The sequence below is a fragment of the Photobacterium indicum genome (genome assembly GCF_003026215.1).
Lineage (GTDB): Bacteria > Pseudomonadota > Gammaproteobacteria > Enterobacterales > Vibrionaceae > Photobacterium > Photobacterium indicum.
Genome location: NZ_PYOC01000006.1, coordinates 107,801 through 133,587, shown reverse-complemented (window position 1 = coordinate 133,587; position 25,787 = coordinate 107,801). Strand labels below are relative to the sequence as shown.

Below are 25,787 nucleotides of genomic sequence, written 5' to 3'. Positions count from 1 at the left end.
CAGCTTCATTTTTGGTAATCGAGATGATGGATAAAGTGTGCTTTCTCTTTGTTTCTACCACTTCCAGTAATGCATTTTTTTGCGCATTTTAAAATTACGAAACAGGTTTGCTGGTTTTTTATTTTGCCAATTTGCAACTAACATCTCAGTCACCGCCGCTAAAACACGTTGCGAAGATTGCCCATCTAAATAAGGCGTAATATTAGGCCCATACTGTTTAATCGCCGATAGAAGTTCATCACTAGGTGCTAATGCTTGTTCTATAGCATCAGCTAATGCATCCGGTGTTGTAATATTGATAAAACACGCTTGTGGTTCACGATTATTTACTGTCACTACCGGCTTATTGAGTAATAAGAATTCTTGAAAAATTGAAGAGTTATCACACACCATGACATCCGCACGATGCAATAATTCAATCACTTTATCGTTATCAAAAAAAGTGAGATTATCACTCTCTAACTGGCGATATTTTTCCGCTGTTTGCGGGTCAATTTTTGGATGTAAAGTCACAAGCCAATGCCAGCGTTTATCTTGACTGAGTGCTTTAATTTCATCATACACAGAAGCTGCACACGACAAGCTTGGTGTAAATGTTGAAGCAAACAGAATCTGAGGACGCGAGAATGACTGGGATTGCTTAAAATTAAACAAATTATCGAGTTTTATCCATCCCGTTTCTTTCACCTGAAAATAACCACGTTCTTCGGCGAGAGGTTGCAGCATCTTGGTACGCCCATGGCCTTCAGTACAAAATAGATCAAACATGCCGCGCTCTGGGTATTCATTACCCCGCTTACTTTCATTTAACCCATGAAAGACTTCAACTTTTAATCCGGGAATAAAAGAAGGTACGCGATCACCAGGAACAAAGACCGCATGTGGTTGGTAATCAACCGCCGCTTTCACTGATGCACAGCGTGTTTCATTCGGAGCCAAAAAAGATGCCGATACATCATCACCCACCAATAACCATTGCACTTGATGACCAGCAGCGATAGCAGCAGCTTGAAGAGGACGAAGGATAGCAAAAGAGTAATTTTGCTCGACATAAAGCAGAAATCGATATATTCCGCCGTCAGCCGAACCAACTGCTGTGGATGATTGCATTCCTTAAAAACCCTAACAAAAAAAAATTTCAGTACACAATTTTAGCGCATTACTAGCCAGTTATCAGAAAAAACCTTATCAAGGTGATCACACCTTCAACAATAGACTATCAGTAATTTAAGGTTCTCGTTTACAATCATCTACTCCTACTCATCACGCTTAGGTAATCGTGTGTTCATTCGTTGCTTATATACCTTATTACTTACCTTGGCTTCGCCATTTCTCCTTTTTGGTTTATACAAAAGAAAAGAAGGAAAGCCTTCATTTGGCTCTCGCTGGAAAGAACACTTTGGCTTTACTCCACCATTAACAACCCAAACGGTTCAATCACCAATTTGGATTCATGCGGTCTCCGTAGGAGAATCAATTGCTGTCGTACCTGTGATTAAAGCATTGAAAAAACAATATCCAGAGACAACGATCGTGGTCACCACGACCACCAGCACAGGTGCAGAACAAGTTTCAAAATTGGGGGACTTGGTAGAACACCGTTACATGCCGTTAGATTTCGCATGGTGTGTACGAGGCTTTCTAAAAAACATTCAACCCTCAGCCCTGTTAATCATGGAAACTGAGCTGTGGCCCAACACCCTCGCGACAGTACATAATAACAAGATACCAGTAATGGTAATGAACGCCCGCTTATCAGCCCGTTCCGCTGCTCGCTACCAGCAATTCCAACCTGTGTTTAATTTACTGGCTAAGCACCTCGATCATGTATTATGCCTTCACTCCGATGATGCAGAACGCTTCAAACAATTAGGGCTACCAGCCAAGCGCATCTCTGTGACTGGTTCGATAAAGTACGACATTGAGATCGCTGATACCATCGTGCAACAAGCTAATACTTTACGAGAAACGATTGGTATTCAGCGACCAGTGTGGGTTGCTGCCAGCACCCACAAAGGGGAAGATGAACACGTTTTAGCGGCTTTTCAATCAGTACTCAATACCAAACCAGATAGCCTACTGATCTTGGTACCTCGCCATCCCGAACGTTTTAACGACGTGGAACAGCTGTGTATCCAAGCCGGCTTTGAGTGTGTTCGCCGTACACAAACTCAACCTATCACCGCAGGCACACAGGTGTATTTGGCTGATACGATGGGAGAGATGCTCATTATGTTGGGGGCTGCCGACATTACATTTATGGGCGGAAGCTTGATCGGCAACGCTGTAGGGGGTCACAATTTGTTGGAGCCAGCGGCTTTAAGTAAACCCGCCATTACCGGGCCAAGTTATTACAATTTTACCGACATAACGGAGCAACTTCGCCAAGCGGAAGCGGTGTGGGTATGTGATGATAGCCAAATGCTAGCGCAACAGCTTATTCAGTTATTCACTCACCCCGAGCAAAAAGCGGCAATGGGGAAAGCAGCCTTGACCGTAGTCAAACAAAACCAAGGCGCTGTAAATAAAACAGTGTCAGCTGTTATGGCTCAGCTATCAGGCTCACACATCTCATAACCCTGACACAGCACTTTCCAGCTTGCGGCAGAGAAATAAATGTTACGCTTGCCTTGCTCTTTGATGAAAGAGCGATATAAGCGTGACAAATTCTTCGACTTCCACGCTTCGCCCTCTTGCGTATAGCATTTATCAAAATCAATCAGCCACACCAATTCACGGCTATCCACTAAAATATTGTGCGCGTTAAGATCGGTATGGCACACCTGTAAGTCATGCATCTTACGAACCGTGCGCCCAATGGCACACCACACATGATCAGGTAGCATTGCTTGTTGTAACAAAGCCACTAAATCCTTAGCACTATCAATCTTTTCGACCAGTAAATCGGCTCGATATACCGGACCATGACGTGTTGCTCGTGCAGCTACCGGGCGAGGTACATTCACCCCCCCAGCGGCAAGTGTCGACAGTAACGCCACCTCTTCAGCACAGCGGGTTTTTTCCCACCCCGTGAACACATAGGCATCTTCAACCAATTTACCGAATAACCCACCACGGCGATAATGCCGCAATGCCATCGGTAACGTCTCACCTTGAACAAACCACGTTGTACCGCGCCCTTGCGCTGACCCAATCACTTTTCCTTGCTGCTGCCAAAAAGATGCATCAAAACATGCTTTCGGGTCTTCTTGTAATAAGTTCGGATCAAACCAAATGCGCTGGTTATCAAAACACAATTTTTCCACGGTGAAACTCCTGATAGATTAGGCGCCATCATTTTACAATCCCCTGAATGAACTGCATAATTACTTCTTCAATTTATTCTTGAGTATCAGCCATGGCACTATTTTCTTCTCCTCCAAAATCGCTATGTATTCTACGACTATCTGCGATCGGAGATGTTTGCCATGCTATTGCTGTTGTGCAAGCCATCCAACAGCACTGGCCAGACACGGACATCACATGGGTCACTGGAAAAATAGAAACTCAACTCATTGGTAATTTACCCGGCATCAATGTTGTTACCTTCGATAAGAAAGCGGGTTTAAAAGGCATGCAGGCAGTATGGAGTGCATTAAAAGGACAAAAGTTCGATGCATTACTGCATATGCAAGCTGCGATACGCGCTAGTGCATTATCTTTAGGTATAAAAGCGAAGTACCGTGTCGGTTTTAGCCGTAATCGTACAAAAGAAGGCCAATGGCTTTTCACCAATAAGCATCTTCCTAATACTGACTCATTTCATGTTTTAGATAACTTTGCCGATTTTGCACGTTATATTGGTGTGCCGTTTACCACACCAAGTTGGAATATCCCTCTTACAGGTGAAGATATTCAATTTGCCAAACATTATACGGCAGATAAAAAGACCTTACTCATTTCTCCTGCCGCAAGTAAAGATGAGCGTAATTGGCTTACAGAACGCTACGCCGAAATCGCAGACTATGCCAACCAGCAAGGGATGCAAGTGCTGTTGTGCGGCTCTCCTGCCCCTAGAGAAATAAATCTAGGCAAAAGCATTGAGCAACATTGCCAACATCCCGTCGTAAACCTTATTGGCCAAACAAACCTAAAACAATTAACGGCGCTATTAGGGGCAGCTGATGTTGTTTTGGCTCCGGATACAGGGCCAGCACATCTCGCGACAACGCAGGGCACACCAGTGATCGGTCTATATGCTCACAGTAACCCTAAAAGAACGGGACCTTACAATAGTCTTGATATTGTCGCGAGCGTTTACGAGCAACATGTTGAAGAGCAGCAAGGTAAACCAGTTAATGACTTACCTTGGGGTACTCGCGTAAAGGGAACGGATTTAATGCAAGACATTAGTGTCGAGCACGTTAAGAATATCCTAGCTGGCATACTCTCTACTGCAAACCAACGTTAACACACTTTATTAACTGGAAGATGAAAATGACAACACGTGTAATTTACCCAGGTACCTTTGATCCAATCACTAATGGTCACCTCGATTTGATTGAGCGTGCTGCTGCAATGTTTGACCATGTTGTTGTTGGTATTGCTGCAAGTCCCAGTAAGAAGCCCTTATTTGATTTGCCAGAACGTGTTGCGCTAACGCAGGCCATCACCAAACACTTACCGAATGTCGAAATTGTTGGCTTCTCTGGTTTACTCGTTGATTTTGCGAAAGAATCGAATGCAAACATATTGGTGCGTGGGTTACGTGCAGTATCTGACTTTGAATATGAATTCCAGCTCGCAAATATGAACCGCCGTTTAATGCCAGAGCTAGAAACTGTCTTTTTAACGCCTTCAGAAGAAAATTCATTTATTTCGTCAACTATAGTTAAAGAAGTCGCGTTACATAAAGGCGATGTTAGCCAGTTTGTTGATTTGCGAATTACCGGTGCGCTTAATGCGAAGTTACATACTAAATAATTCAAAATGATACCGATTAAAAAAGGAGCCTAAGGCTCCTTTTTTGTATCTGCATATAATCTATCTAATTAGCATTTGTAGAATGCGCGATACCAATCAACGAACGCTTTCACGCCCTCTTTCACTTTCACTGCAGGCTGATAATTGATCGCCTTAAATAGGTCTTCAGTATCAGCATAGGTCGCGTATACATCTCCAGGCTGCATTGGCATGAAGTTTTTCTTTGCTTCAATACCTAGTGCATCTTCAAGCGCTTCAATATAATCCATCAACTTTACAGGGCTACCATGACCAATGTTATACACTTTATAAGGTGCAGAACTTGTTGCTGGCGAGCCAGCTTCAACGGTCCAATCTGGGGTCTTCTGTGGAATCACGTCTTGAATGCGCATCACACCTTCGACAATATCATCGATATAGGTAAAATCACGGCGCATATCACCGTTGTTGTACACATCAATTGTCTCGCCATCGACAATCGCTTTGGTGAACTTAAACAGCGCCATATCAGGACGCCCCCACGGACCATAAACAGTAAAGAAACGCAGCCCAGTGGTTGGAACATCGTATAAATGTGAATACGTGTGTGCCATCAGCTCATTCGATTTTTTTGTCGCAGCATAGAGAGAAATAGGATGATCGACGCTATCACTGGTATTAAATGGCATTTTTTGGTTCAGGCCGTAAACCGAACTCGATGAAGCATACACCAGGTGCTTCACCTTGTTATGACGGCAGCCTTCAAGAATAGCAAGGTGCCCAACAAGGTTACTATCAGCGTAAGCCATTGGGTTATCAATTGAATAACGCACGCCTGCTTGCGCCGCCAAATGAATAACACGATCAAATTGCTGTTCAGCAAATAACGCAGCCATACCGTCGCGATCAGCCAGATCTAATTCTACAAACGTAAATTTGTCATGCTCCGCACGTTCGAGCCGTGCGTGTTTTAATGAGACATCGTAGTAATCATTCAGATTATCGATACCAATGACTTCATGACCTTGGGCGCAAAGGCGCTCAGAGACAGAACTACCGATAAAACCAGCAGCACCAGTTACTAAATATTTCATATAAACGCTTCTTACCCAAACAGAAATCTAACTGTTACAATTCAACAATGAGTGGATCATAGCACTGCACGTGCTTGTACGGTATGGCATCTTACGATAAATACCATCAATAATATTGAGGCTCAGGTTAAACCTAATTGAGCCTACTTCTGGCACTCACTGCAAAACACACTGGCTCGCTGACCAATTTTCATTTCACTCAACGGATTATCACAGCGTGGACAGGGCTTTCCGCCTTTACCGTAGACTTGCAGCTCTTGAGCAAAGTAACCGGGTTTACCGTCTGTATTTTTGAAATCTTTCAACGTCGTTCCGCCTTGCTCGATCGCAAACGCGAGTACCAATTTGATTTCATCGACAAACAACGCGATTTTTTCGGCCGATATTTCACCCGCAGCGCGTTTGGGATGAATACCCGCACTAAATAGCGACTCATTCGCGTAAATATTCCCGACTCCCACCACCACTTTATTATCCATGATGAACTGTTTTATTGCCGTGCGCTTACCCTTAGCTCTACCTTGTAAGTATTCAGCGTTAAAATCATCGCTAAGCGGCTCAGGGCCAAGTTGACTCAATACTTTATGGTTAAGGTCAGGCAACTCCCATAACCACGCCCCAAAGCGACGAGGATCGTTATAACGCAGCACCTCACCACTCGATAGCACTAAATCAACATGGTCATGCTTTTCTGGCGGAATGGAAGCAGGTAAAATTCGTAAACTCCCCGACATACCAAGGTGCACGATGGCATACCCCACATCGGTATGTAACAGTAAATATTTAGCTCGACGAGTCACCGTTCGAATCACCTGCCCTTCTATTTGCTGAATTTCCTCAGGGATAGGCCAGCGTAATTTAGGGTTCCGGACAATAATTTTAGTCACGGTTTGACCAACCACATGCGGACTGATCCCCATACGGCTTACTTCAACTTCCGGTAATTCAGGCATTATGTCTCTCGTCTATTGTGAGCAATGGTGAGGGCTCTTCGTGAGCGTTGGCATCTTCGTTTTAAAGAGGGAAAAGGTAAGCTTCCTCTACAGATATAGCGATCCAACTACCTTGCCAGCTTTTTAACAACCAGAACTGCGGCTGTTGATATACCGTCACCCGTATCGGCTCTTCTGCTGATTGCAACCAGATTTCAACTGTACGGGGGGATGTGAGCTGGCTTTTTAGCTGCACCATCATGTCATCATTCACCGGCGTACCAGCAATAGATTCCCAATGTTCAATCCATACTTGAGGCTCTGTATTGATACTCGGCTCTGATACCCAAATCCCCTCTTTCTTCATAATTTGATGATGAGGTAAGACTAACTGAGAAATAGTCGCTTTAGCGGGTAATAAAGAATGCAAAATGGGCGACGCTACTTCATCAGATGACGCTATATCAGACGATGCTAAGCGGGCTTTAATTAGATCGGGCAGTTGCATCATGGCGATGAAGATAACAACCGCGATGATGATGACATTATTCCAGCCACGTCGTGACAATCTCATTGGGCTTTTCCTTGCGTATGTCTTGCCGTAATAACGACTTGAATCATAACACTAAAGGAATAAGGTCAATCTCGCGAGGAAATAAATAATATTGGTAGGTAATATTGACGGCAAATTTTAGGTATAAAAAAACCCAGTCTAAACTGGGCTTTTATCAAAGTACTACAAATCAATTACTTGATTTTAGCTTCTTTGTACATAACGTGCTGGCGAACTACTGGATCAAATTTCTTGATCTCAAATTTGCCTGGCATGTTACGCTTGTTCTTATCTGTAGTGTAGAAGTGGCCTGTACCAGCTGATGATACTAGACGGATCTTCTCACGAATGCCTTTAGCCATTGTTCAAATTCCTCTTAAACGTTCTCGCCGCGGACACGCATCTCTGCAAGAACGATATCAATACCTTTCTTGTCGATGATACGCATACCTTTAGCGGTAAGACGTAGTTTAACGAAGCGTTTTTCGCTTTCTACCCAGAAACGATGAGTTTGCAGGTTCGGCAGAAAACGACGCTTGGTGGCATTACGTGCGTGTGAACGGTTGTTACCCGTTACAGGACGCTTGCCAGTTACTTGGCATACTCGGGACATTACTGTCTTCTCCAAATCGTTTCAGCTCGATATCTACTATGATTAATTCAATGCGAAAAAGCTTTTCGCATATAATCATAGCTATCAAAGGTCGCGCATTATACTAAGTCAAAACCAGTTGCTCAAGTCCCGAGCGACCCTTTCTCATCTTTTTTATCAAAATTAGCTTATTTTATAGCCAACCTTGTTCGGAAAAAGAGACAATATCTCCATCACCTACAATAAAATGATCTAGTACACGAATATCGACTAAAGCCAGCGCATCGCTGATTGTTCGTGTAATTCGGAGGTCTGACTGACTAGGTTCAGCTACGCCTGACGGGTGATTATGCGCTAAAATAAGAGCGGCTGCATTAAATTCCAACGATCTTTTTACAATTTCTCTTGGATAAACCGCTGCAGAATTTATTGTTCCCTCAAATAGAACTTCTCCAGCAATCACCCGATGTTGATTATCAAGAAACAATACATAAAAAACTTCACGTTGCCGATCGCGTAATAATTGGCTCAAATAATGTCGAGTATGCTGGGGGCTGGTCAGTACATCCCCTTCCTTTAGTGTTTCTTCCAAATGTCGCTGGCTCATTTCTATTATGGCTTGCAGTTGAGCATATTTGGCTGGCCCCAACCCTTTGTGCAAACAAAAGAGTGTTTGATCGGCGGCAAATAACGCCCTAAGCGAGCCAAACTCTGCCAATAAGTGGGTTGCAAGCTCAACCGCATTCATCCCTTTAATGCCAGTTCGTAAAAATATCGCTAATAATTCCGCATCGGATAATGCTTTTGCACCACGTGTTAGCAGCTTTTCCCGTGGACGAGATTCTTCAGGTAGTAGCTTTAATGACATGCATCCCCCTTTATGGTTACCCATTTAAAATGAGGGGGTTTTCTCTGCTTGTTCAATTTATCTTGTTGGTTATGGGAATGCCTTCGCACTTTCTGTCGAGGCTTACATTATGGGCAGCACCCTTTCCCTATGCCTTCACACTTATGGTTAGAAACGTGTTCCCGATGAATCCATAGCCCTTTAGTGATATCGTATTTAGCATATGAGCAAGGTTTTTTAGGTTTTGGTCGCGTTGATTTAGACGCAATATGGATTTAGGTAAAACAATGCAAACACTGGCAGGAAAGAAAATACTTCTTGGTATTAGCGGCGGTATTGCCGCTTATAAATGTGCAGATTTGACACGTCGCTTAATCGAGCGCGGCGCCGAAGTACAGATAGTAATGACCAAAGCGGCAAAAGAATTCATTACACCACTAACAATGCAGGCCGTGTCTGGTAGGCCCGTATCAGACAGCTTATTAGATCCTGCTGCTGAAATGTCGATGGGGCATATCGAGCTGGCAAAATGGGCTGACTTAATTTTATTAGCTCCTGCCACCGCTGATCTTATCGCCCGAATCAGTGCGGGCATGGGGAATGACCTACTCAGTACATTATGCTTGGCAACAGACTCCCCCATTGCCGTATCACCCGCAATGAATCAACAGATGTACCTTAATGTCGCGACACAAGAAAACATTGCGACACTGCAACGCCGTGGCTTCCATGTTTGGGGCCCAGCCAGTGGTGAGCAAGCTTGTGGCGATGTAGGGCCGGGTCGTATGTTAGAGCCAATGCAATTAGTACATTTAGCGGAAGATTTCTTTCAACCCGCCGATCTGACCAACCTCAGTGTTGTTATTACTGCCGGTCCGACCCAAGAAGCCATTGATCCTGTTCGCTACCTTACCAATCGTAGTTCTGGAAAAATGGGGTTCGCGATCGCTGAAGCCGCCGCTAAACGCGGGGCAAACGTCACACTCATCAGTGGTCCAGTGAGCCTTGCAACGCCAGCAGGGGTGAACCGCATTGATGTGGCAAGTGCTGAACAGATGCATCAGGCAGCAATCGCACAGGCGACTGAGCACGACATTTTCATTGCCTGCGCCGCGGTGGCTGATTTCCGTCCGGCAGCTGTTGCAGAGCACAAGATGAAGAAAAAATCAGATGAAGACGAGATGGTACTGAGGCTGGTGAAAAACCCTGATATCGTCGCAAACGTTGCCGCTCTGTCAGTACAACGTCCCTTTACTGTTGGGTTTGCCGCAGAAACACAAGACGTAGAACAATATGCCCGCAGCAAACTGGCTCGCAAGCATTTAGATTTAATCTGCGCCAATGATGTATCCCAGTCAGGGCAAGGGTTTAACAGTGACCATAATGCACTGCATTTATTCTGGCCAAACGGCAATAAAGCCCTGCCGTTATCATCAAAAAATGCACTGGGACAACAGTTAATCACAGAAATTGTCGCACTTTACAAAGAGAATAAGCATGAAGAAGGTTGATCTTAAAATTCTCGACGCACGTGTAGGTAGCGAATTTCCACTACCCACTTATGCCACAAGCGGTTCTGCAGGGTTAGATTTGCGTGCTTGTTTAGATAACGCATTAATTGTCGAACCCGGTCAAACCCATTTAGTCCCAACAGGTTTGGCTATTCATATTGCCGATAACAGCCTTGCAGCCACGATTCTACCTCGCTCAGGGCTCGGTCATAAGCATGGTATTGTATTAGGGAACTTAGTGGGCCTGATTGACTCTGACTACCAAGGTCAGCTTATGGTGTCGGTATGGAACCGTGGACAAACAACATTCACCATTGAACCTGGCGATCGTATCGCACAACTGGTATTTGTACCGGTAGTACAAGCCGAATTTAATATCGTGACTGATTTCGATGCAACGGAACGCGGTGACGGTGGTTTTGGTCATTCTGGTCAGCGTTAAGAGAAATCAAAAGATACACACACTCAAAGTGGTATTGGCAACACCTTAATCTGACTAGTAATTAAACGAAATTGATCAAATATAAAGCGTAAGCCTTAAGCTTACGCTTTTTTTGTCGATAAATAGATCAGTATCGACAGCTTGCGCTTTTCACAACGCAACGGCATCGCTAAGATAGACGGGTTTCAAACTGCAGCTATATGCAGTCATTTTTGAAAAGGAACGGTTATTCATGGCTGGCAACAAAAAAAACAATCGCCGCGAAGAGATCCTTCAAGCATTAGCACAAATGCTTGAATCAACTCAGGGCAGCCAACGTATTACAACAGCAAAACTGGCAGCACAAGTCGGTGTTTCAGAGGCGGCACTGTACCGCCACTTCCCGAGTAAAGCCCGTATGTTTGAAGGCTTAATTGAGTTTATTGAAGATTCAATTTCTACCCGTATCAACCGTATCCTTGATGATGAAAAAGATACCATGAACCGTCTACGCATGGTGCTTCAGCTTATTCTTGTCTTTGCAGAACGTAACCCAGGTTTAACACGCATCATGACAGGTCATGCTCTGATGTTTGAACAAGACCGTCTACAATCGCGTATTAATCAGCTATTTGAACGCATTGAAACCCAGATTCGTCAGGTATTACGTGAACGAAAATTACGAGAAGGGAAAGGCTTTCCGGTTGATGAAAGTGTACTTGCTGCACAATTACTTGGTCAGGTTGAAGGCAGTTTGAACCGCTATGTGCGTTCTAACTTCAAATATAAACCTACCGAGAACTTCGATAACTACTGGCAACTATTAAGTGCTCAGCTAGGTTAGAAACAGTTACGAGTAACGAGATCCAAGTTACTCGATTTTCGAGATAAAAAAGCGAAAGGTTAATACCTCTCGCTTTTTTAGAGCCTAGATCCATAGGCGTCTCTTACTTAAACGTTCTTCCTAGAATCTAGGTTCTCGTATCTTATATTCTTATACACCGTACTCAGCACGGTACGACTTCACGGCTGCTAAGTGTTCATCCATGCCGTCTTGTTCAGACAAATACGTCACAACATCACCCAGTGATACAATAGAAATAACTGCGCAACCAAAATCACGCTCAACTTCTTGAATAGCAGATAGCTCGCCTTTACCTTTCTCTTGACGGTCAATGGCCACTAACACGCCCGCAAGATCAGCACCATTCGCTTTAATAATTTCCATTGACTCGCGAATTGCAGTGCCTGCCGTAATCACATCATCAACCAACATGATACGACCTTCAAGATCGCTACCAACTAAGCTACCACCTTCACCGTGTGTTTTTGCTTCTTTACGGTTGAAACAATATGGCGTATCGATATCGTGGTGATCAGCCAGTGCAACCGCTGTTGTTGTCGCAATTGGAATACCTTTATACGCAGGGCCAAATAGCACATCGTAATCGATACCCGCATCAACCAAAGCTTCAGCGTAAAAACGGCCTAGGCGCGCTAAATCACGACCTGTATTAAACAAACCAGCATTAAAAAAATACGGGCTAATACGGCCAGATTTCAGAGTGAACTCACCAAACTTCAACACACCTTTTTCTAGGGCAAATTCGATGAACTGACGCTGATATGCTTTCATTGTAATTCCTTAATATTGATAAATAGGTGATATACCCAAGCTACCTCAAGATGCAGGATTCAGAGTGATCTCAGCGTATCTAATTCAAGGAAAATGTGTGTAGGAATGGCATTCCCTTTCAAACACATTTGACACAGAAGTAGATACGCTGAATCACTCCCGAAGGGCGAGTTTTGTTGGGCTCTATGCGGTGTTACTTATTTTCAACTTAGAACGACTAGGTCTATAAATAAGTGCCTTGCCTAGAGTCCAACAAATTCTCGCTGAAACGAGCACCTTGAGGTAACTTGGGTATACGTCTTACGCGCTACATCTATCGAATGTAGTCAAAAGGACACCATTCAACAAAATGCAGACAAAAAAAAGCGACTCAATCGAGTCGCCTAATAATTAACTTTCCAATGCCTGTTTCTGCATTGTGACGATGTCGGCAATGCCGTCTTTCGCCAGAGCCAGCATGGCCAGCAATTCTTCGTGGCTAAACGCCTCGCCTTCTGCTGTCCCTTGAATCTCGATCATCTTACCTTCTTCGGTCATGACCACGTTCATATCGGTTTCAGCCGCTGAATCTTCAAGATACTCAAGATCGCAAATGGCTTCGCCTTTATAGATACCCACCGACACAGCAGCAACCATGCCTTTAATTGGGCTCTTTTTCAGAGTGCCTTTCTCAATCATTGAGTTGACGGCATCAACCAAAGCAACCATTGCACCAGTAATAGAAGCAGTACGAGTGCCACCATCTGCTTGGATTACATCACAATCAACGGTAATCATTTGTTCACCCAACGCTTCTAAATCAACCGCAGCGCGAAGGCTACGTGCAATTAAGCGTTGAATTTCCATCGTACGGCCGCCTTGTTTGCCGCTTGATGCTTCACGGCGGTTACGCGTATGAGTCGCGCGAGGCAGCATGCCATATTCAGCAGTAACCCAACCTTGTCCTTTGCCTTTTAACCAGCGAGGTACATTTTCTTCCACACTTGCTGTACAGATTACTTTTGTATCGCCGAACTCGACTAATACTGAACCTTCAGCATGTGCTGTGAAATTACGAGTGATCGTAATAGGACGTACTTGACTAGTGCTTCTTCCGCTTGGACGCATCGGGGGTTTACCTTTCGCTGGGCTACATTAACCGGCGATTATAGCCAGTTCTCTCTCGCAGTGCACGTTAAACCCGACCGCAAACCGACCCCATAATATCAAGTGCATGTTGCGCTTCATTTCTTTTATAAGTAATGGTGAGTATAATCACCATAATCTTGTAACTACGCGCCTATTCTTTCTATTACGCTTCCTGCTCGATAGCAGTAAACTTAATAAGTAGTTACATTCCATCTATATAAAGGGCCATCAGCCAATGATTCATAGCATGACCGCTTATGCTCGTCGCGAAGTTAAAGGCGACTGGGGCACTGCCGTTTGGGAAATTCGTTCAGTTAACCAACGTTACCTAGAAACGTACCTTCGCATGCCAGAGCAATTTCGTAGTTTAGAGCCAGTACTACGTGAGCGTTTTCGTAAGCGCCTAGCCCGCGGTAAAGTTGAATGTAACCTGCGTTTTGAAGCTAACCAAGCAGCAAGCAGCGAGCTCACAATCAATGAAGATTTAGCCAAGCAAGTCATTAAAGCCGCTAAGTGGGTAAAAGACACGGCTGGTGAAGGCAATATTGGTCCTTTCCAGGTATTGAACTGGCCTGGTGTAATGGAAGCCCCAGAGCAAGATTTGGATGCAATCAATAAAGATTTGCTGACAGGTTTTGATGAAGCAATTGCTGACTTTATTGCCGCACGTGCAAGCGAAGGCGAAAACATGAAGGAATTAATTGTTCAACGCCTTGATGCCATTACCGCTGAAGCAACACAAGTTCGCGCACAAATGCCTGAGATTATTAAGTGGCAACGTGAACGCCTAACCAACCGCTTTGAAGATGCAAAAGTGGAGCTGGATGCAGGTCGTATTGAGCAAGAACTGATCATGATGGCACAAAAAAGTGATGTCGCTGAAGAGCTAGATCGCCTAGATTCGCACGTTAAAGAAACACAAAAAATCATGAAGAAAGGAGGCGCATGTGGCCGTCGTCTTGATTTCATGATGCAAGAATTCAACCGCGAATCAAATACGCTCGCATCAAAATCAATCACCACAGAAATCACAGCATCTGCTGTTGAATTAAAAGTATTGATTGAGCAAATGCGTGAGCAGATCCAAAATATTGAATAATCATCAAGAATGTGTGAATGAGCGACTTTACGTCATTCCAATAAAGGCAGTAGTAATACTGCCTTTTACGGTCCATCGTCACACTTTTTAGCGTTAAAATTAAAAATACGAATAGTCTGAAATTAACCATAAATCCATCTAGGCTTAAGCTGACGGCTTATAAAGTCGCATTAACCGTATAAAAGATGAAAATTCCAGCAATCAGATAATTTCAATTTTGCGCAGTTCGTGATAATCTGCGCGCCCTTCTAGCACTGAGTGAAAATAGGCAATGAGCAAAGGTACTCTATACATCGTGTCGGCACCAAGTGGCGCTGGTAAATCAAGTTTGATTAATGCGCTGCTTGAAACTAATCCGACCTATGACATGAAAGTATCCGTTTCCCACACGACTCGCGGTATGCGACCTGGTGAAGAAAATGGTGTTCATTACAATTTTATTAGTGTTGAAGAGTTCACAGAACTAACCGAACAAGAGTCATTCCTTGAACATGCTGAAGTATTTGGTAATTATTACGGTACATCACGCCCTTGGATTGAAGAACAGCTGAACAAAGGTATTGATGTCTTTTTAGATATTGATTGGCAGGGTGCGCGTCAAATCCGCGTACAAATGCCAGCGGCGAAAAGTCTCTTCATTTTACCACCTTCAAAAGAAGAATTAGAGCGTCGTTTAAATGCTCGTGGTCAAGACAGTGAAACCATAATTGCACGTCGTATGCAAGAAGCTCGTTCTGAAATTTCTCATTACAACGAATATGACTATGTTATCGTGAATGATGATTTCGATGCTGCGTTAATGGATTTTAAAGCCATTATTCGTGCTGAACGATTGAAGCAAGACAAGCAAACTGCTAAATATAACAGTATGCTAAATGCTCTACTGGCAGAACAGTAAGTATTTATATACAATTTTCTTTCTCATTATATAACCACTGGAGTCCTCCATGGCACGCGTAACCGTTCAAGACGCTGTTGATAAAATTGGCAACCGTTTCGACCTGATCCAAATTGCTTCACGCCGTGCGCGTCAATTGCAAACGGGCGGCAAGGATCCATTGGTACCAGAAGAAAACGACAAATACACAGTGATCGCGCTTCGTGAAATCGAAGAAGGCCTAATCACTAAAGATATCCTAGATGCTCGCGAGCGTCAGGAACTGCAAGAGCAAGAAGCGGCAGAACTAGCTGCTGTTAGTGCAATTGCAGGCGACCACCACCACCGTTAATTCAGGGAACCGGGCGAATTGTATCTATTTGATAGCCTGAAAGAAGTCGCAATCGAATACCTGCCAGAGTCTCAAATTGAGGCTCTTCGGCAGGCGTATCTCGTTGCGCGTGATGCCCATGAAGGGCAAACCCGCTCAAGCGGTGAACCTTATATTATCCACCCTATTGCTGTTGCCCGTATTCTTGCGGAAATGCGCCTCGATCAAGAGACGCTCATGGCAGCCTTACTCCACGACGTTATTGAAGATACCGAAGTCACAAAAGAAGACCTTGCTAGTCGCTTTGGTGATACCGTAGCCGAACTCGTCGATGGTGTATCAAAGCTGGATAAACTTAAGTTTCGTGACCGCAAAGAAGCTCAGGCTGAGAACTTCCGTAAAATGATCATGGCTATGGCTCATGACATTCGCGTTATTCTCATCAAGCTCGCTGACCGTACGCATAACATGCGCACGTTGGGTGCTTTACGCCCAGATAAGCGCCGCCGAATTGCCCGCGAAACCTTAGAAATATTTTCTCCCCTCGCTCACCGTTTAGGTATCCATAACATCAAAACTGAACTCGAAGAGTTAGGCTTTGAAGCGTTATACCCAAACCGTTATCGCGTTCTTAAAGGGGTTGTTGCTGCTGCCCGTGGTAACAGAAAAGAAATGATCAATAAGATTCACGCTGAAATCGAGGGACGTCTCGGTGATGCGGGGATCGAAGGCAAAGTCTTAGGCCGCGAAAAGAATCTTTACTCCATCTATAACAAGATGAAAAACAAGGAACAGCGATTCCATTCCATTATGGATATTTACGCTTTCCGAGTTTTAGTAAAAGATTTGGATACTTGTTATCGAGTATTAGGGCAAGTACATAACTTGTACAAGCCGCGCCCAAGTCGCATGAAAGACTACATTGCCATCCCTAAAGGCAATGGCTACCAGTCATTACATACTTCATTAGTTGGTCCTCACGGTGTACCTGTCGAAGTACAAATTCGTACTGACGATATGGACCAGATGGCAGACAAAGGTGTTGCTGCTCATTGGTCTTACAAGAAAAATGGCGAAAGCTCTGGCACAACCGCTCAGGTTAAAGCACAGCGCTGGATGCAAAGTTTACTTGAGCTTCAACAAAGTGCCGGAAGTTCATTCGAATTCATTGAAAATGTTAAATCTGATCTGTTCCCAGATGAAATTTACGTCTTCACGCCAAAAGGCAGAATCGTTGAATTGCCTGTAGGTGCAACGGCCGTTGACTTCGCGTATGCAGTACACACTGACGTAGGTAATGCCTGTGTCGGTTCGCGCGTCAATCGTCAACCTTATCCATTAAGCAAGCCACTGAAAAACGGTCAGACCGTGGATATTATCAGTGCGCCCGGTGCTCGCCCTAATGCAGCATGGCTTAACTATGTAGTGACAGCACGTGCACGTACGAAGATCCGTCAGGTTCTTAAGACTATGCGCCGTGAAGAATCCATTACATTGGGTAAACGCCTAATCAATCATGCACTTGGTGAACTGAATATCGACCAAGTTGATCCAACTCGCCTACAACAACTACTGACCGATCAACGTCTAGAAACATCAGATGATTTGCTGGTTGAAATTGGTTTAGGTGAGTTAATGAGCATTGTTGTAGCACGTCGCTTACTTGGTAATACTGAAGATAACCACTCTACAGATGCTAATACGGGTCGTCGGATGCCGATTCGTGGCGCCGATGGTATTTTAATGACCTTCGCCAATTGTTGTCACCCACTGCCGGGCGATGCAATTATGGCGCATGTTAGCCCAGGTAAAGGCTTGGTTATCCACCGTGAAGAATGCTCTAACATTCGTGGTTACCAGCGTGAGCCTGATAAGTATATGCCTGTTGAATGGAGTGAAGACTTCGAACATGAATTTGTGACCAACCTAAAAGTGGATATGCAAAACCACCAAGGTGCGCTGGCTGATTTAACCAATACCATTGCAGCAACGGGTTCTAATATTCAAGGTTTGGCGACAGAAGAAAAAGATGGCCGTTTATATACCATCACTGTTCGTCTCACGACTAAGAGCCGTATTCATTTGGCCAAGATTATGCGACATATTCGTGTGATGCCAAATGTTGTACGTGTGGCACGACAAAAGAACTAATCAGCAGACATGAAATAATGAGAATACCATACACTCATATTTCATCTCTCTAAGATAAAACAGACGCCCGTTTACGGGCGTTTTCTTTATGGTTTAGATAAAAAAGATATTATGACTCCTGATCGTTACCAACGTATTCACTCAGTACTCACCACTCGCCAACCTGATTTAACGGTTTGCATGGAAGAAGTACATAAGCCTAATAATGTTTCCGCCATTATCCGCACCGCTGATGCTGTGGGTATTCATAAAGTGCATGCTGTTTGGCCAAAAGAAAATATGCGGGTGCTCAGCCATACGTCAGCTGGCGCACGTAACTGGGTTGAACTCGATACCCACGACAATATGGTCGATGCCATTACCCAGCTGAAAGCACAAGGTATGCAGGTATTAGCAACCAACTTGTCTGATACAGCTATTGATTTTCGTGATGTGGACTACACCAAGCCAACAGCGATTATCTTAGGCGGTGAAAAAAATGGGATCACCGCTGAAGCATTGGCGATGGCCGATCAAGATATCATCATCCCTATGGTTGGCATGGTACAGTCTTTAAATGTATCGGTAGCGAGTGCCTTAATCTTGTATGAAGCACAGCGTCAGCGTCAAAATGCCGGGATGTACGAGCGCGAAAAAACCTTATTGCCAGATGAGGTGGTTCATCGCATTCTATTTGAACGCGGTCATCCTGTATTAGCAAAAGTTGCTCGCCGAAAAGGGCTACCTTATCCACCGCTTGATGATGAAGGTCAGATTGTGGCTGGCGATGATTGGTGGGCAACCATGCAGGCTATCGAACCTAAAAAGCACAAATAAAAGAAAAAGGATCAACATAAGCAATGAGCGGACAATTATTAGAAACCATCGCCCTGACAGAGCTGTCTGGTGTTGGCGCTAAAATGGCAGAGAAGCTCGAAAAAGTCGGTCTTACATCGGTTCAAGATCTGCTTTTTCACCTGCCCCTCCGCTATGAAGACCGTACACGTATCTGGCCAATTGCTCAGGCGATGCCCGGTCAACACATTGCTGTTCAAGGCGAAGTGCTCAATAACAGCATTACGTTTGGTAAGCGTCGTATGCTAACAGTCCGCATTGCCGACGATAGTGGTTCTGCAACATTACGCTTCTTCAATTTCAATGCGGCAATGCAAAATAGCTTGGCTGAAGGTAAGCAAGTTAAAGCGTTTGGCGAAATTAAACGCGGTAAATTTGGACTGGAAATCATCCACCCCGATTACTCTGTTTTTGCAGAATCAGCATCACTCACTGGTGAAGAAACACTGACACCGGTTTACCCAACCACGGAAGGGCTACGCCAGCTCACACTGCGAAACCTGACCGATCAAGCATTGAGCTTACTCGACAAAGCCGCCGTCACTGAATTACTGCCTGAAGGTTTATACGACCGACAAATGACCATGGCGCAGGCGTTGCATGTAATGCATCGGCCCACACCTGATGTTTCACTGGATCAACTCGAAGCCGGTAAACACCCAGCACAACACCGATTAATTCTCGAAGAATTATTAGCCCAAAACTTATCCATGCTGGCCGTTCGCAGCAAAAGCCAACAACATAGTGCGTGGCCATTAGCCGCATGTAGCAACCCAACGGATAGCCTGACAGAAAAGTTACTGGCAAGTTTACCGTTCAGCCCCACCAACGCCCAGAAACGGGTGGTGGCAGACATTGAAGCCGACCTTATAAAGCCCATACCAATGATGCGCTTGATACAAGGTGATGTAGGCTCAGGTAAAACCTTGGTCGCAGCACTTGCTGCCTTGCGGGCAATCCAGCATGGCTTCCAAGTCGCCCTGATGGCACCAACAGAGCTGCTGGCAGAGCAACATGCACAAAACTTTGCTCAATGGTTCAATCCAATGAACATTCAAGTCGGCTGGATGGCAGGAAAACTCAAAGGTAAAGCCCGCGAAACAGAATTAGCACGCATTGAAAGTGGCGAAGCGAAAATGGTGGTCGGCACACACGCCTTATTTCAAGATCATGTCACCTTCAAAAATTTAGCGTTAGTCATTATTGATGAACAACACCGCTTTGGGGTGCATCAACGTTTAGAGCTACGAGAAAAAGGGGCAAATGAAGGACGTTATCCACATCAGCTCATCATGACCGCAACCCCGATTCCACGCACACTCGCGATGACGGCTTATGCCGATCTTGAAACCTCGGTCATTGATGAATTACCACCAGGCCGTACACCCATTCAAACCGTCGCACTACCCGATACTCGCCGCGCTGCCATCGTAGAGCGTATTCGTTCAGCTTGTCAAAATGAAGGGCGTCAAGCCTATTGGGTATGCACCCTTATCGATGAGTCTGAAGTATTAGAAGCCCAAGCGGCATCTGATACCGCCGATGAGCTGACCGCCCAACTTCCCGAATTAAACGTGGGATTAGTGCACGGTCGAATGAAAGCAGCCGAAAAACAAGAGATTATGCGCCGTTTTAAAGCCGGAGAGTTACAGCTATTGGTCGCAACAACGGTGATTGAAGTCGGGGTAGATGTACCGAACGCTAGCTTAATGGTGATTGAAAACCCTGAACGCTTAGGGTTAGCACAGCTCCACCAGCTACGTGGTCGGGTAGGTCGTGGTAAAGTGGCGAGCCACTGTGTTTTGCTGTACCACGCGCCATTATCCAAAACCGCGCAGAAACGGCTGGGCGTATTACGCGATAGTAGTGATGGCTTTGTTATCGCTCAGCGCGACCTCGAAATCCGAGGACCAGGAGAACTGCTTGGCACCAAGCAAACCGGTATTGCTGACTTTAAAATTGCCGATCTAGTACGGGACCAACACTTGATCCCACAGGTACAGAAACTGGCACACTACATTCACCAGCAATATCCCAACAATGCCAAAGCCATTGTACAGCGCTGGTTAGGACAACGAGAAAATTACTCAAACGCCTAATGCACCCAAGTCATTTCTCTCACTCATACAAGGCAGCGTTCTAATCAATTAACGCAGCCTTGTTGAAAAATCATCACGAAAGCATGTAAACATTATGTTATTCCGCTGGCTTTATGCCTCTTACTGCCTTTCTATTTCTCACTGTGATCTCGGCACACCTGTAAAAATCTCGCCTCTAGCCTATTAGCTATTTTTTTAGCTTACTGATGCTGTTTTATCATGAAAGGAAAATAAATCATCAACAAACAAAGCAAACGTTTGCTATTTGCGGCAAGATAATTACAATAGCGCACAAATTTCACCCACTTTCACTTCTCCTTGTGTTCGTTTGGATCTGAGTAACAGCAATCACAGATATATCCAGCATTCACGTATCAATGCCCATTCAGCGCATTCGATCGGGATTAAGAAGTCAGCTTAAGGAATAAAACGGCCATGACCCGCCAGCATAGCGACATTGAAATACCACGAAATTCAGATCTTATTTACCGTTTAGAAGATCGACCGCCGCTACCACAAACACTGTTTGCGGCCACTCAGCATTTACTGGCTATGTTTGTTGCAGTGATCACACCGTCGTTGATTATCTGTCAGGCACTAGGTTTACCTGCAAGCGATACCAACACCATCGTTAGCATGTCTTTATTCGCTTCAGGTATTGCTTCATTTATCCAAATTCGTACATTTGGCCCTATTGGCTCGGGCTTACTGTCTATTCAAGGTACCAGTTTCAACTTCTTAGGCCCTATCATAGGTGCCGGTTTAGCATTAAAAGCCGGCGGCGCAGATGTTCCAACGATGATGGCTGCGATCTTCGGTACCATTCTTGTGGCTTCATTGACTGAAGTGTTCATCTCTCGCGTACTGCAACACGCACAACGTATTATTACACCGCTAGTATCAGGTATCGTTGTCACCCTGATCGGTCTAACTCTTATCCAGATCGGTCTAACATCGGTGGGTGGTGGTTATGCCGCGATTAACGACGGTAGCTTTGGTAGCCTTGAAAACTTAATGCTTGCGGGCACAGTATTAGGCCTAATAGTGTTACTAAACCGCGTCAAAAATCCTTACCTACGCGTCTCTTCGATTGTAATAGCAATGGCAGCAGGTACGGTATTAGCTTGGTTCACTGGTATGCTAAATGCCCCTCAAGAAACACAAAATGCCTTCATTGCGATTCCAATGCCGATGCAATATGGGCTGAGCTTTGATTGGGGACTGCTTATTCCGCTAGTGATCGTTTTTGCGATTACATCACTTGAAGCAATTGGTGATATTACCGCGACATCAGAGACCTCGGAACAACCTGTTGCTGGCCCGATTTATCTGAAACGTATTAAAGGTGGCGTATTAGCCGATGGCATTAATTCTGCCATCGCTTCAGTATTGAATAGCTTCCCTAATTCAACGTTCAGCCAAAATAACGGCATCATTCAGTTAACGGGTGTGGCTAGTCGTTATATCGGATATTTCGTTGCTGGCATGCTGGTGCTACTTGGTTTATTCCCTGGGGTCGCGAACCTTGTTCAGTTAATTCCAGAGCCTGTATTAGGCGGTGCGACAATTGTGATGTTCGGTACAATCGCCGCTTCAGGTATTCGCATTATCTCGCGCTGCGAGCTAGACCGTCGTGCCATTCTTATCATGGCGCTGTCTTTCTCTATGGGGCTGGGCATTGCACAGAAGCCTGAAATTTTGCAATTTATGCCTGATTGGGTGAAAGGTATTTTATCGTCAGGTATGGCTGCTGGTGGTATCACTGCCATTATCCTGAATCTTGTGCTTCCCGAAGAGAAGAAAAACACAGACTAAGCTTTATATACTGGTACTGGCTATCCACATATAAAAAAACGCGCATAATGCGCGTTTTTTTATTCTACTTACCTTTAATTTTACTTAACCAAAGGCAAGGTAATCTGGACTTTCAAACCACCGTCACGGCGATTAGTCACGCTAATCTCCCCATCGTGTTGGTCAATAATCCGTTTCACGATGGCTAAACCTAACCCCGTACCTTCAGCATCACTTCCACGAGCAGAATCACCACGGGTTAAAGGTTGGAACATACGAGAGACCTGATCTTCTTGGATCCCAGGCCCATTATCTTCCACACAATACCATGCTAATTTTCGATCTGCGGATGTACCACTTGAAATTTTAACCCAGCCATTGCCATAGCGAAGGGCATTCACCACTAAATTAGCAACACAGCGTTTCATCGCGACAGCATTCGCCTCAATACGTCCCGGAGTATCACTCAACCCGAGTTCAACTTCGTTCTCGTACCCGCCTTCACTCTCTGCGACTTCTTGTAGCAAGTCATTCAGATCGATAACTTCCATTGCTGGCTTTTTGGTTGATTTAAGATAGTCCATAAACTGACTAATGATCTCATTACACTCTTCTGTGTCTTTGGTCATGCCATCGGCTAAATAGCTGTCTTCTGGTGACATCATTTCAGTGGCTAAGCGAATACGAGTTAACGGTGTGCGTAAATCATGACTAACGCCCGCTAATAATAAAGCACGATCATCTTCAAGCTGTTTAATCCCTTCTGCCATCTGGTTAAAGGCCTTGGTTACCGCACGAACCTCTGACGCCCCCTGCTCAGGTAAAACGGGGGGGATCTCACCACGAGCAACTAATAATGCGGCCTGCTCTAACTCGACCAACGGTCTGTTTTGCATCCGAATAAATAACCACCCCCCCGCTATCACCATAAAGGCAATGATCAGGCTGTAGCGAAACAGCGGTGAGAAATCGTCTTCTTGCAATTCTGATAATGGGATCCGCATAAGGTAGCCGGGCATCGCATCACATTTCATCCACAGTACATAACTCTCAGCCCCCAGCACTAAACGAACTTCCGTTTTAACATCAAGTTCATCCGTCATTTCGTCACTGAGATACTCTATTTCTGTGGCACTGTTATATTCTTTTAGATCAGGGTCATCGATTGAATGCAATGTCACGCCAAGTTGAGCAAGCAACTGGCGACGCACTGGCTGATCTAGGTGAAAAGTTTCACCATCATCGAGATCCAGATCCTCTTGCAACATCAAGCGTACTTCATACGCAATAATGCGATTAAATTGCTGCAAGCTGGGAAGGAGCGCGTAATTAAGAACAGTCAAATACGAAAAAATCTGACTTGCTATAAGCAAGCCAGATAATAGAACAAGCGTACGGGTAAATGTACTGCGGGGAGACATTCGCATGGCTTACTTCTCGTTACCATCGGGCACGAAAACGTAACCTAAACCCCATACTGTTTGAATGTAACGAGGGCGACTTGGGTCTTCTTCAACCATTCTGCGTAAACGAGAAATCTGCACATCGATAGAACGTTCCATTGCAGAATATTCACGACCACGCGCCATATTCATTAATTTATCACGCGACATAGGTTCACGCGAATTGGTCACTAACGCTTTTAATACCGCAAATTCGCCAGAGGTTAGCGGCATAGGCTCTTCCCCACGGAACATCTCGCGCGTACCTAGATTCAAACGGAATTCACCAAACTCAACGATTTTACTATCAATGCTTGGAGCACCAGGTGCTTCAATGGTCTGGCGACGTAGCACGGCACGAATACGAGCCAGTAGTTCACGCGGGTTAAACGGTTTTGGCAAATAATCATCTGCGCCAACTTCTAACCCCACTATGCGATCAACTTCATCGCCTTTTGCGGTTAGCATTAAAATCGGTAGCACACTATTGGCATTACGTAAGCGACGACAAATAGATAAGCCATCTTCACCTGGTAGCATTAAATCTAGCACCATTAAGTGAAATGTTTCACGGGATAACAAGCGGTCCATTTGCTCGCCGTTTGCGACGCTACGTACTTGGAAACCTTGTTCCGACAAGTAACGTTCTAATAATGCGCGTAAACGCATGTCGTCATCAACAACCAGAATTTTATAATTTTCCTGCATATCTCACCTTACCTGCATCGATCGTGTTATCGAGTTGTGTGCGTATCTTACTCGAGTCAACCTGACAGAAGCTTAATTTCGCCGCTAAATGTAACCGTAAATTGTAACTGGGTATGTCTGTTTATTACTCATCAATGCTTTTTACATACGTTTAGCACATATGGCCACCAATGAAACAGCACCTAAGTTACCTTAAAGGATAGAAATTTTCTAAATCACTACTCATACTATGAACCAGAATGTAAAAATTATCTAAATCAATCTGCGAAATACTCAATGACGGTATAGGGCGAACAATGAAAACCAATTTAATTACCCGTGAAGGTTATGACAAACTCAAAAAAGAGCTCGATTTCCTTTGGCGAGAAGAACGCCCTGAAATAACCAAAAAAGTCACGTGGGCTGCAAGCCTAGGTGATCGCAGTGAAAACGCTGACTATCAATACAATAAAAAGCGCCTGCGGGAAATCGACCGCCGAGTACGTTATTTACGAAAACGGCTTGAAATCGTCAAAGTCGTCGATTATTCCCCTCAGCAAGATGGCAAAGTATTTTTTGGCGCATTTGTTGAAATTGAAAATGAAGAAGCCGAGCAGAAAGCATTCCGTATCGTTGGCCCAGATGAAATCTATGGCAGGAATGATTACATTTCGATTGATTCCCCAATGGCACGCGCGTTATTAAAGAAAGAGGTTGATGAAGAGTTTGAAGTGGTAACCCCCCAGGGCAAGAAGCTGTGGTTTGTAAATACGATTCGCTATGCGTAATTAGAACCAATCGCAATCGGATAAACCTCACAAAAACCAACATTATCGAAACCACCAGAACAGCACAGC

General features: G+C 44.7%; 26 protein-coding genes. 14 read left to right on the top strand and 12 right to left on the bottom strand.

The features are described 5' to 3' along the window. Positions 1-54: 54 nt before the first annotated feature. Positions 55-1,110, bottom strand: coding sequence for a CDP-glycerol glycerophosphotransferase family protein (locus C9J47_RS16725; protein WP_107254529.1), 1,056 nt, complete (start codon positions 1,108-1,110; stop codon positions 55-57). Positions 1,111-1,281: 171 nt separating this feature from the next. On the opposite strand from C9J47_RS16725, the gene waaA reads away from it, so the two are divergent. Continuing rightward, positions 1,282-2,577 carry a lipid IV(A) 3-deoxy-D-manno-octulosonic acid transferase gene (waaA, locus tag C9J47_RS16720; RefSeq protein ID WP_107254528.1) on the top strand — a complete coding sequence of 432 codons (1,296 nt, stop codon included), beginning with the start codon at positions 1,282-1,284 and terminating at the stop codon, positions 2,575-2,577. On the opposite strand, the gene C9J47_RS16715 is transcribed toward waaA, so the two are convergent. Further along, positions 2,550-3,266: a 3-deoxy-D-manno-octulosonic acid kinase gene (locus tag C9J47_RS16715; RefSeq protein WP_107254527.1), complete on the bottom strand. Its 717-nt coding sequence runs from the start codon at positions 3,264-3,266 to the stop codon at positions 2,550-2,552. The two genes, waaA and C9J47_RS16715, sit on opposite strands and share 28 nt — an antisense overlap. Before the next feature lie 92 nt (positions 3,267-3,358). On the opposite strand from C9J47_RS16715, the gene C9J47_RS16710 reads away from it, so the two are divergent. Both C9J47_RS16710 and coaD read left to right on the top strand, forming a co-directional pair. Next, positions 3,359-4,411 (top strand): glycosyltransferase family 9 protein, encoded by a 1,053-nt coding sequence (locus tag C9J47_RS16710; protein ID WP_107254526.1) that lies wholly within the window; start codon positions 3,359-3,361, stop codon positions 4,409-4,411. Between the two features lie 26 nt (positions 4,412-4,437). Further along, positions 4,438-4,923 carry a pantetheine-phosphate adenylyltransferase gene (gene coaD, locus C9J47_RS16705; protein WP_006233204.1) on the top strand — a complete coding sequence of 162 codons (486 nt, stop codon included), beginning with the start codon at positions 4,438-4,440 and terminating at the stop codon, positions 4,921-4,923. A 68-nt stretch (positions 4,924-4,991) separates the two neighbouring features. On the opposite strand, the gene C9J47_RS16700 is transcribed toward coaD, so the two are convergent. The 6 genes from C9J47_RS16700 to radC all read right to left on the bottom strand — a co-directional run bounded on the left by C9J47_RS16700 (position 4,992) and on the right by radC (position 8,941). Beyond that, a complete protein-coding gene (locus C9J47_RS16700; RefSeq protein WP_107254525.1) occupies positions 4,992-5,996 on the bottom strand; it encodes an NAD-dependent epimerase in 1,005 nt (334 codons plus the stop codon). A 143-nt stretch (positions 5,997-6,139) separates the two neighbouring features. Continuing rightward, positions 6,140-6,949, bottom strand: a complete 810-nt coding sequence (mutM, locus tag C9J47_RS16695; protein WP_107254524.1) for a bifunctional DNA-formamidopyrimidine glycosylase/DNA-(apurinic or apyrimidinic site) lyase — start codon at positions 6,947-6,949, stop codon at positions 6,140-6,142. Positions 6,950-7,010: 61 nt separating this feature from the next. Continuing rightward, positions 7,011-7,502, bottom strand: coding sequence for a hypothetical protein (locus C9J47_RS16690; protein WP_107254523.1), 492 nt, complete (start codon positions 7,500-7,502; stop codon positions 7,011-7,013). Positions 7,503-7,675: 173 nt separating this feature from the next. Then, entirely contained in the window at positions 7,676-7,843 is a 168-nt protein-coding gene (rpmG, locus tag C9J47_RS16685) for a 50S ribosomal protein L33 (protein WP_002535344.1), read from the bottom strand. A gap of 14 nt (positions 7,844-7,857) precedes the next feature. Continuing rightward, complete coding sequence (gene rpmB, locus C9J47_RS16680) at positions 7,858-8,094, bottom strand: 50S ribosomal protein L28 (protein WP_045031821.1); 237 nt, start codon at positions 8,092-8,094, stop codon at positions 7,858-7,860. Positions 8,095-8,266: 172 nt separating this feature from the next. Beyond that, complete coding sequence (radC, locus tag C9J47_RS16675) at positions 8,267-8,941, bottom strand: RadC family protein (RefSeq protein ID WP_107254522.1); 675 nt, start codon at positions 8,939-8,941, stop codon at positions 8,267-8,269. 266 nt (positions 8,942-9,207) lie between these two features. Here radC and coaBC point away from each other — a divergent pair, with 266 nt between their 5' ends. From coaBC to slmA, 3 genes are all read left to right on the top strand, one after another. Then, positions 9,208-10,431 (top strand): bifunctional phosphopantothenoylcysteine decarboxylase/phosphopantothenate--cysteine ligase CoaBC, encoded by a 1,224-nt coding sequence (coaBC, locus tag C9J47_RS16670; RefSeq protein ID WP_107254642.1) that lies wholly within the window; start codon positions 9,208-9,210, stop codon positions 10,429-10,431. Further along, positions 10,418-10,873 (top strand): dUTP diphosphatase, encoded by a 456-nt coding sequence (gene dut, locus C9J47_RS16665; RefSeq protein WP_107254521.1) that lies wholly within the window; start codon positions 10,418-10,420, stop codon positions 10,871-10,873. Before coaBC ends, dut begins: the two co-directional genes overlap by 14 nt. Before the next feature lie 232 nt (positions 10,874-11,105). After that, positions 11,106-11,696, top strand: a complete 591-nt coding sequence (slmA, locus tag C9J47_RS16660; RefSeq protein ID WP_107254520.1) for a nucleoid occlusion factor SlmA — start codon at positions 11,106-11,108, stop codon at positions 11,694-11,696. A 150-nt stretch (positions 11,697-11,846) separates the two neighbouring features. Here the strand turns inward: slmA and pyrE are convergent, their stop codons facing one another. Next, positions 11,847-12,488 (bottom strand): orotate phosphoribosyltransferase, encoded by a 642-nt coding sequence (gene pyrE, locus C9J47_RS16655; RefSeq protein WP_107254519.1) that lies wholly within the window; start codon positions 12,486-12,488, stop codon positions 11,847-11,849. Positions 12,489-12,878: 390 nt separating this feature from the next. Beyond that, positions 12,879-13,595, bottom strand: a complete 717-nt coding sequence (gene rph, locus C9J47_RS16650; protein WP_006233313.1) for a ribonuclease PH — start codon at positions 13,593-13,595, stop codon at positions 12,879-12,881. 256 nt (positions 13,596-13,851) lie between these two features. Between rph and C9J47_RS16645 the strand changes: the two genes are divergently transcribed. The 7 genes from C9J47_RS16645 (at position 13,852) to C9J47_RS16615 (ending at position 22,822) form a co-directional block, all read left to right on the top strand. Further along, positions 13,852-14,715: a YicC/YloC family endoribonuclease gene (locus C9J47_RS16645; RefSeq protein WP_107254518.1), complete on the top strand. Its 864-nt coding sequence runs from the start codon at positions 13,852-13,854 to the stop codon at positions 14,713-14,715. Between the two features lie 271 nt (positions 14,716-14,986). Next, a complete protein-coding gene (gene gmk, locus C9J47_RS16640) occupies positions 14,987-15,613 on the top strand; it encodes a guanylate kinase (RefSeq protein WP_107254517.1) in 627 nt (208 codons plus the stop codon). A 49-nt stretch (positions 15,614-15,662) separates the two neighbouring features. Next, positions 15,663-15,944: a DNA-directed RNA polymerase subunit omega gene (rpoZ, locus tag C9J47_RS16635; RefSeq protein ID WP_006233310.1), complete on the top strand. Its 282-nt coding sequence runs from the start codon at positions 15,663-15,665 to the stop codon at positions 15,942-15,944. Positions 15,945-15,962: 18 nt separating this feature from the next. Further along, a complete protein-coding gene (spoT, locus tag C9J47_RS16630) occupies positions 15,963-18,074 on the top strand; it encodes a bifunctional GTP diphosphokinase/guanosine-3',5'-bis pyrophosphate 3'-pyrophosphohydrolase (protein ID WP_107254516.1) in 2,112 nt (703 codons plus the stop codon). Between the two features lie 111 nt (positions 18,075-18,185). After that, complete coding sequence (gene trmH / locus C9J47_RS16625) at positions 18,186-18,890, top strand: tRNA (guanosine(18)-2'-O)-methyltransferase TrmH (protein WP_107254515.1); 705 nt, start codon at positions 18,186-18,188, stop codon at positions 18,888-18,890. 23 nt (positions 18,891-18,913) lie between these two features. Further along, entirely contained in the window at positions 18,914-21,007 is a 2,094-nt protein-coding gene (gene recG, locus C9J47_RS16620; RefSeq protein ID WP_107254514.1) for an ATP-dependent DNA helicase RecG, read from the top strand. A gap of 435 nt (positions 21,008-21,442) precedes the next feature. Next, a complete protein-coding gene (locus C9J47_RS16615) occupies positions 21,443-22,822 on the top strand; it encodes a uracil-xanthine permease family protein (protein ID WP_107254513.1) in 1,380 nt (459 codons plus the stop codon). 80 nt (positions 22,823-22,902) lie between these two features. Here C9J47_RS16615 and envZ read toward each other — a convergent pair whose 3' ends face one another. Together envZ and ompR are read right to left on the bottom strand one after the other, a co-directional pair. Next, positions 22,903-24,228 carry a two-component system sensor histidine kinase EnvZ gene (gene envZ, locus C9J47_RS16610; protein WP_107254512.1) on the bottom strand — a complete coding sequence of 442 codons (1,326 nt, stop codon included), beginning with the start codon at positions 24,226-24,228 and terminating at the stop codon, positions 22,903-22,905. A gap of 3 nt (positions 24,229-24,231) precedes the next feature. Further along, the gene (gene ompR / locus C9J47_RS16605; RefSeq protein WP_006233304.1) at positions 24,232-24,951 is read right to left on the bottom strand and encodes an osmolarity response regulator transcription factor OmpR; all 720 of its coding nucleotides are present in this window, start codon (positions 24,949-24,951) and stop codon (positions 24,232-24,234) included. Positions 24,952-25,247: 296 nt separating this feature from the next. On the opposite strand from ompR, the gene greB reads away from it, so the two are divergent. Continuing rightward, on the top strand, positions 25,248-25,718 hold the full coding sequence (greB, locus tag C9J47_RS16600; RefSeq protein WP_011217000.1) for a transcription elongation factor GreB: 471 nt from the start codon (positions 25,248-25,250) through the stop codon (positions 25,716-25,718). Positions 25,719-25,787 lie beyond the last annotated feature (69 nt).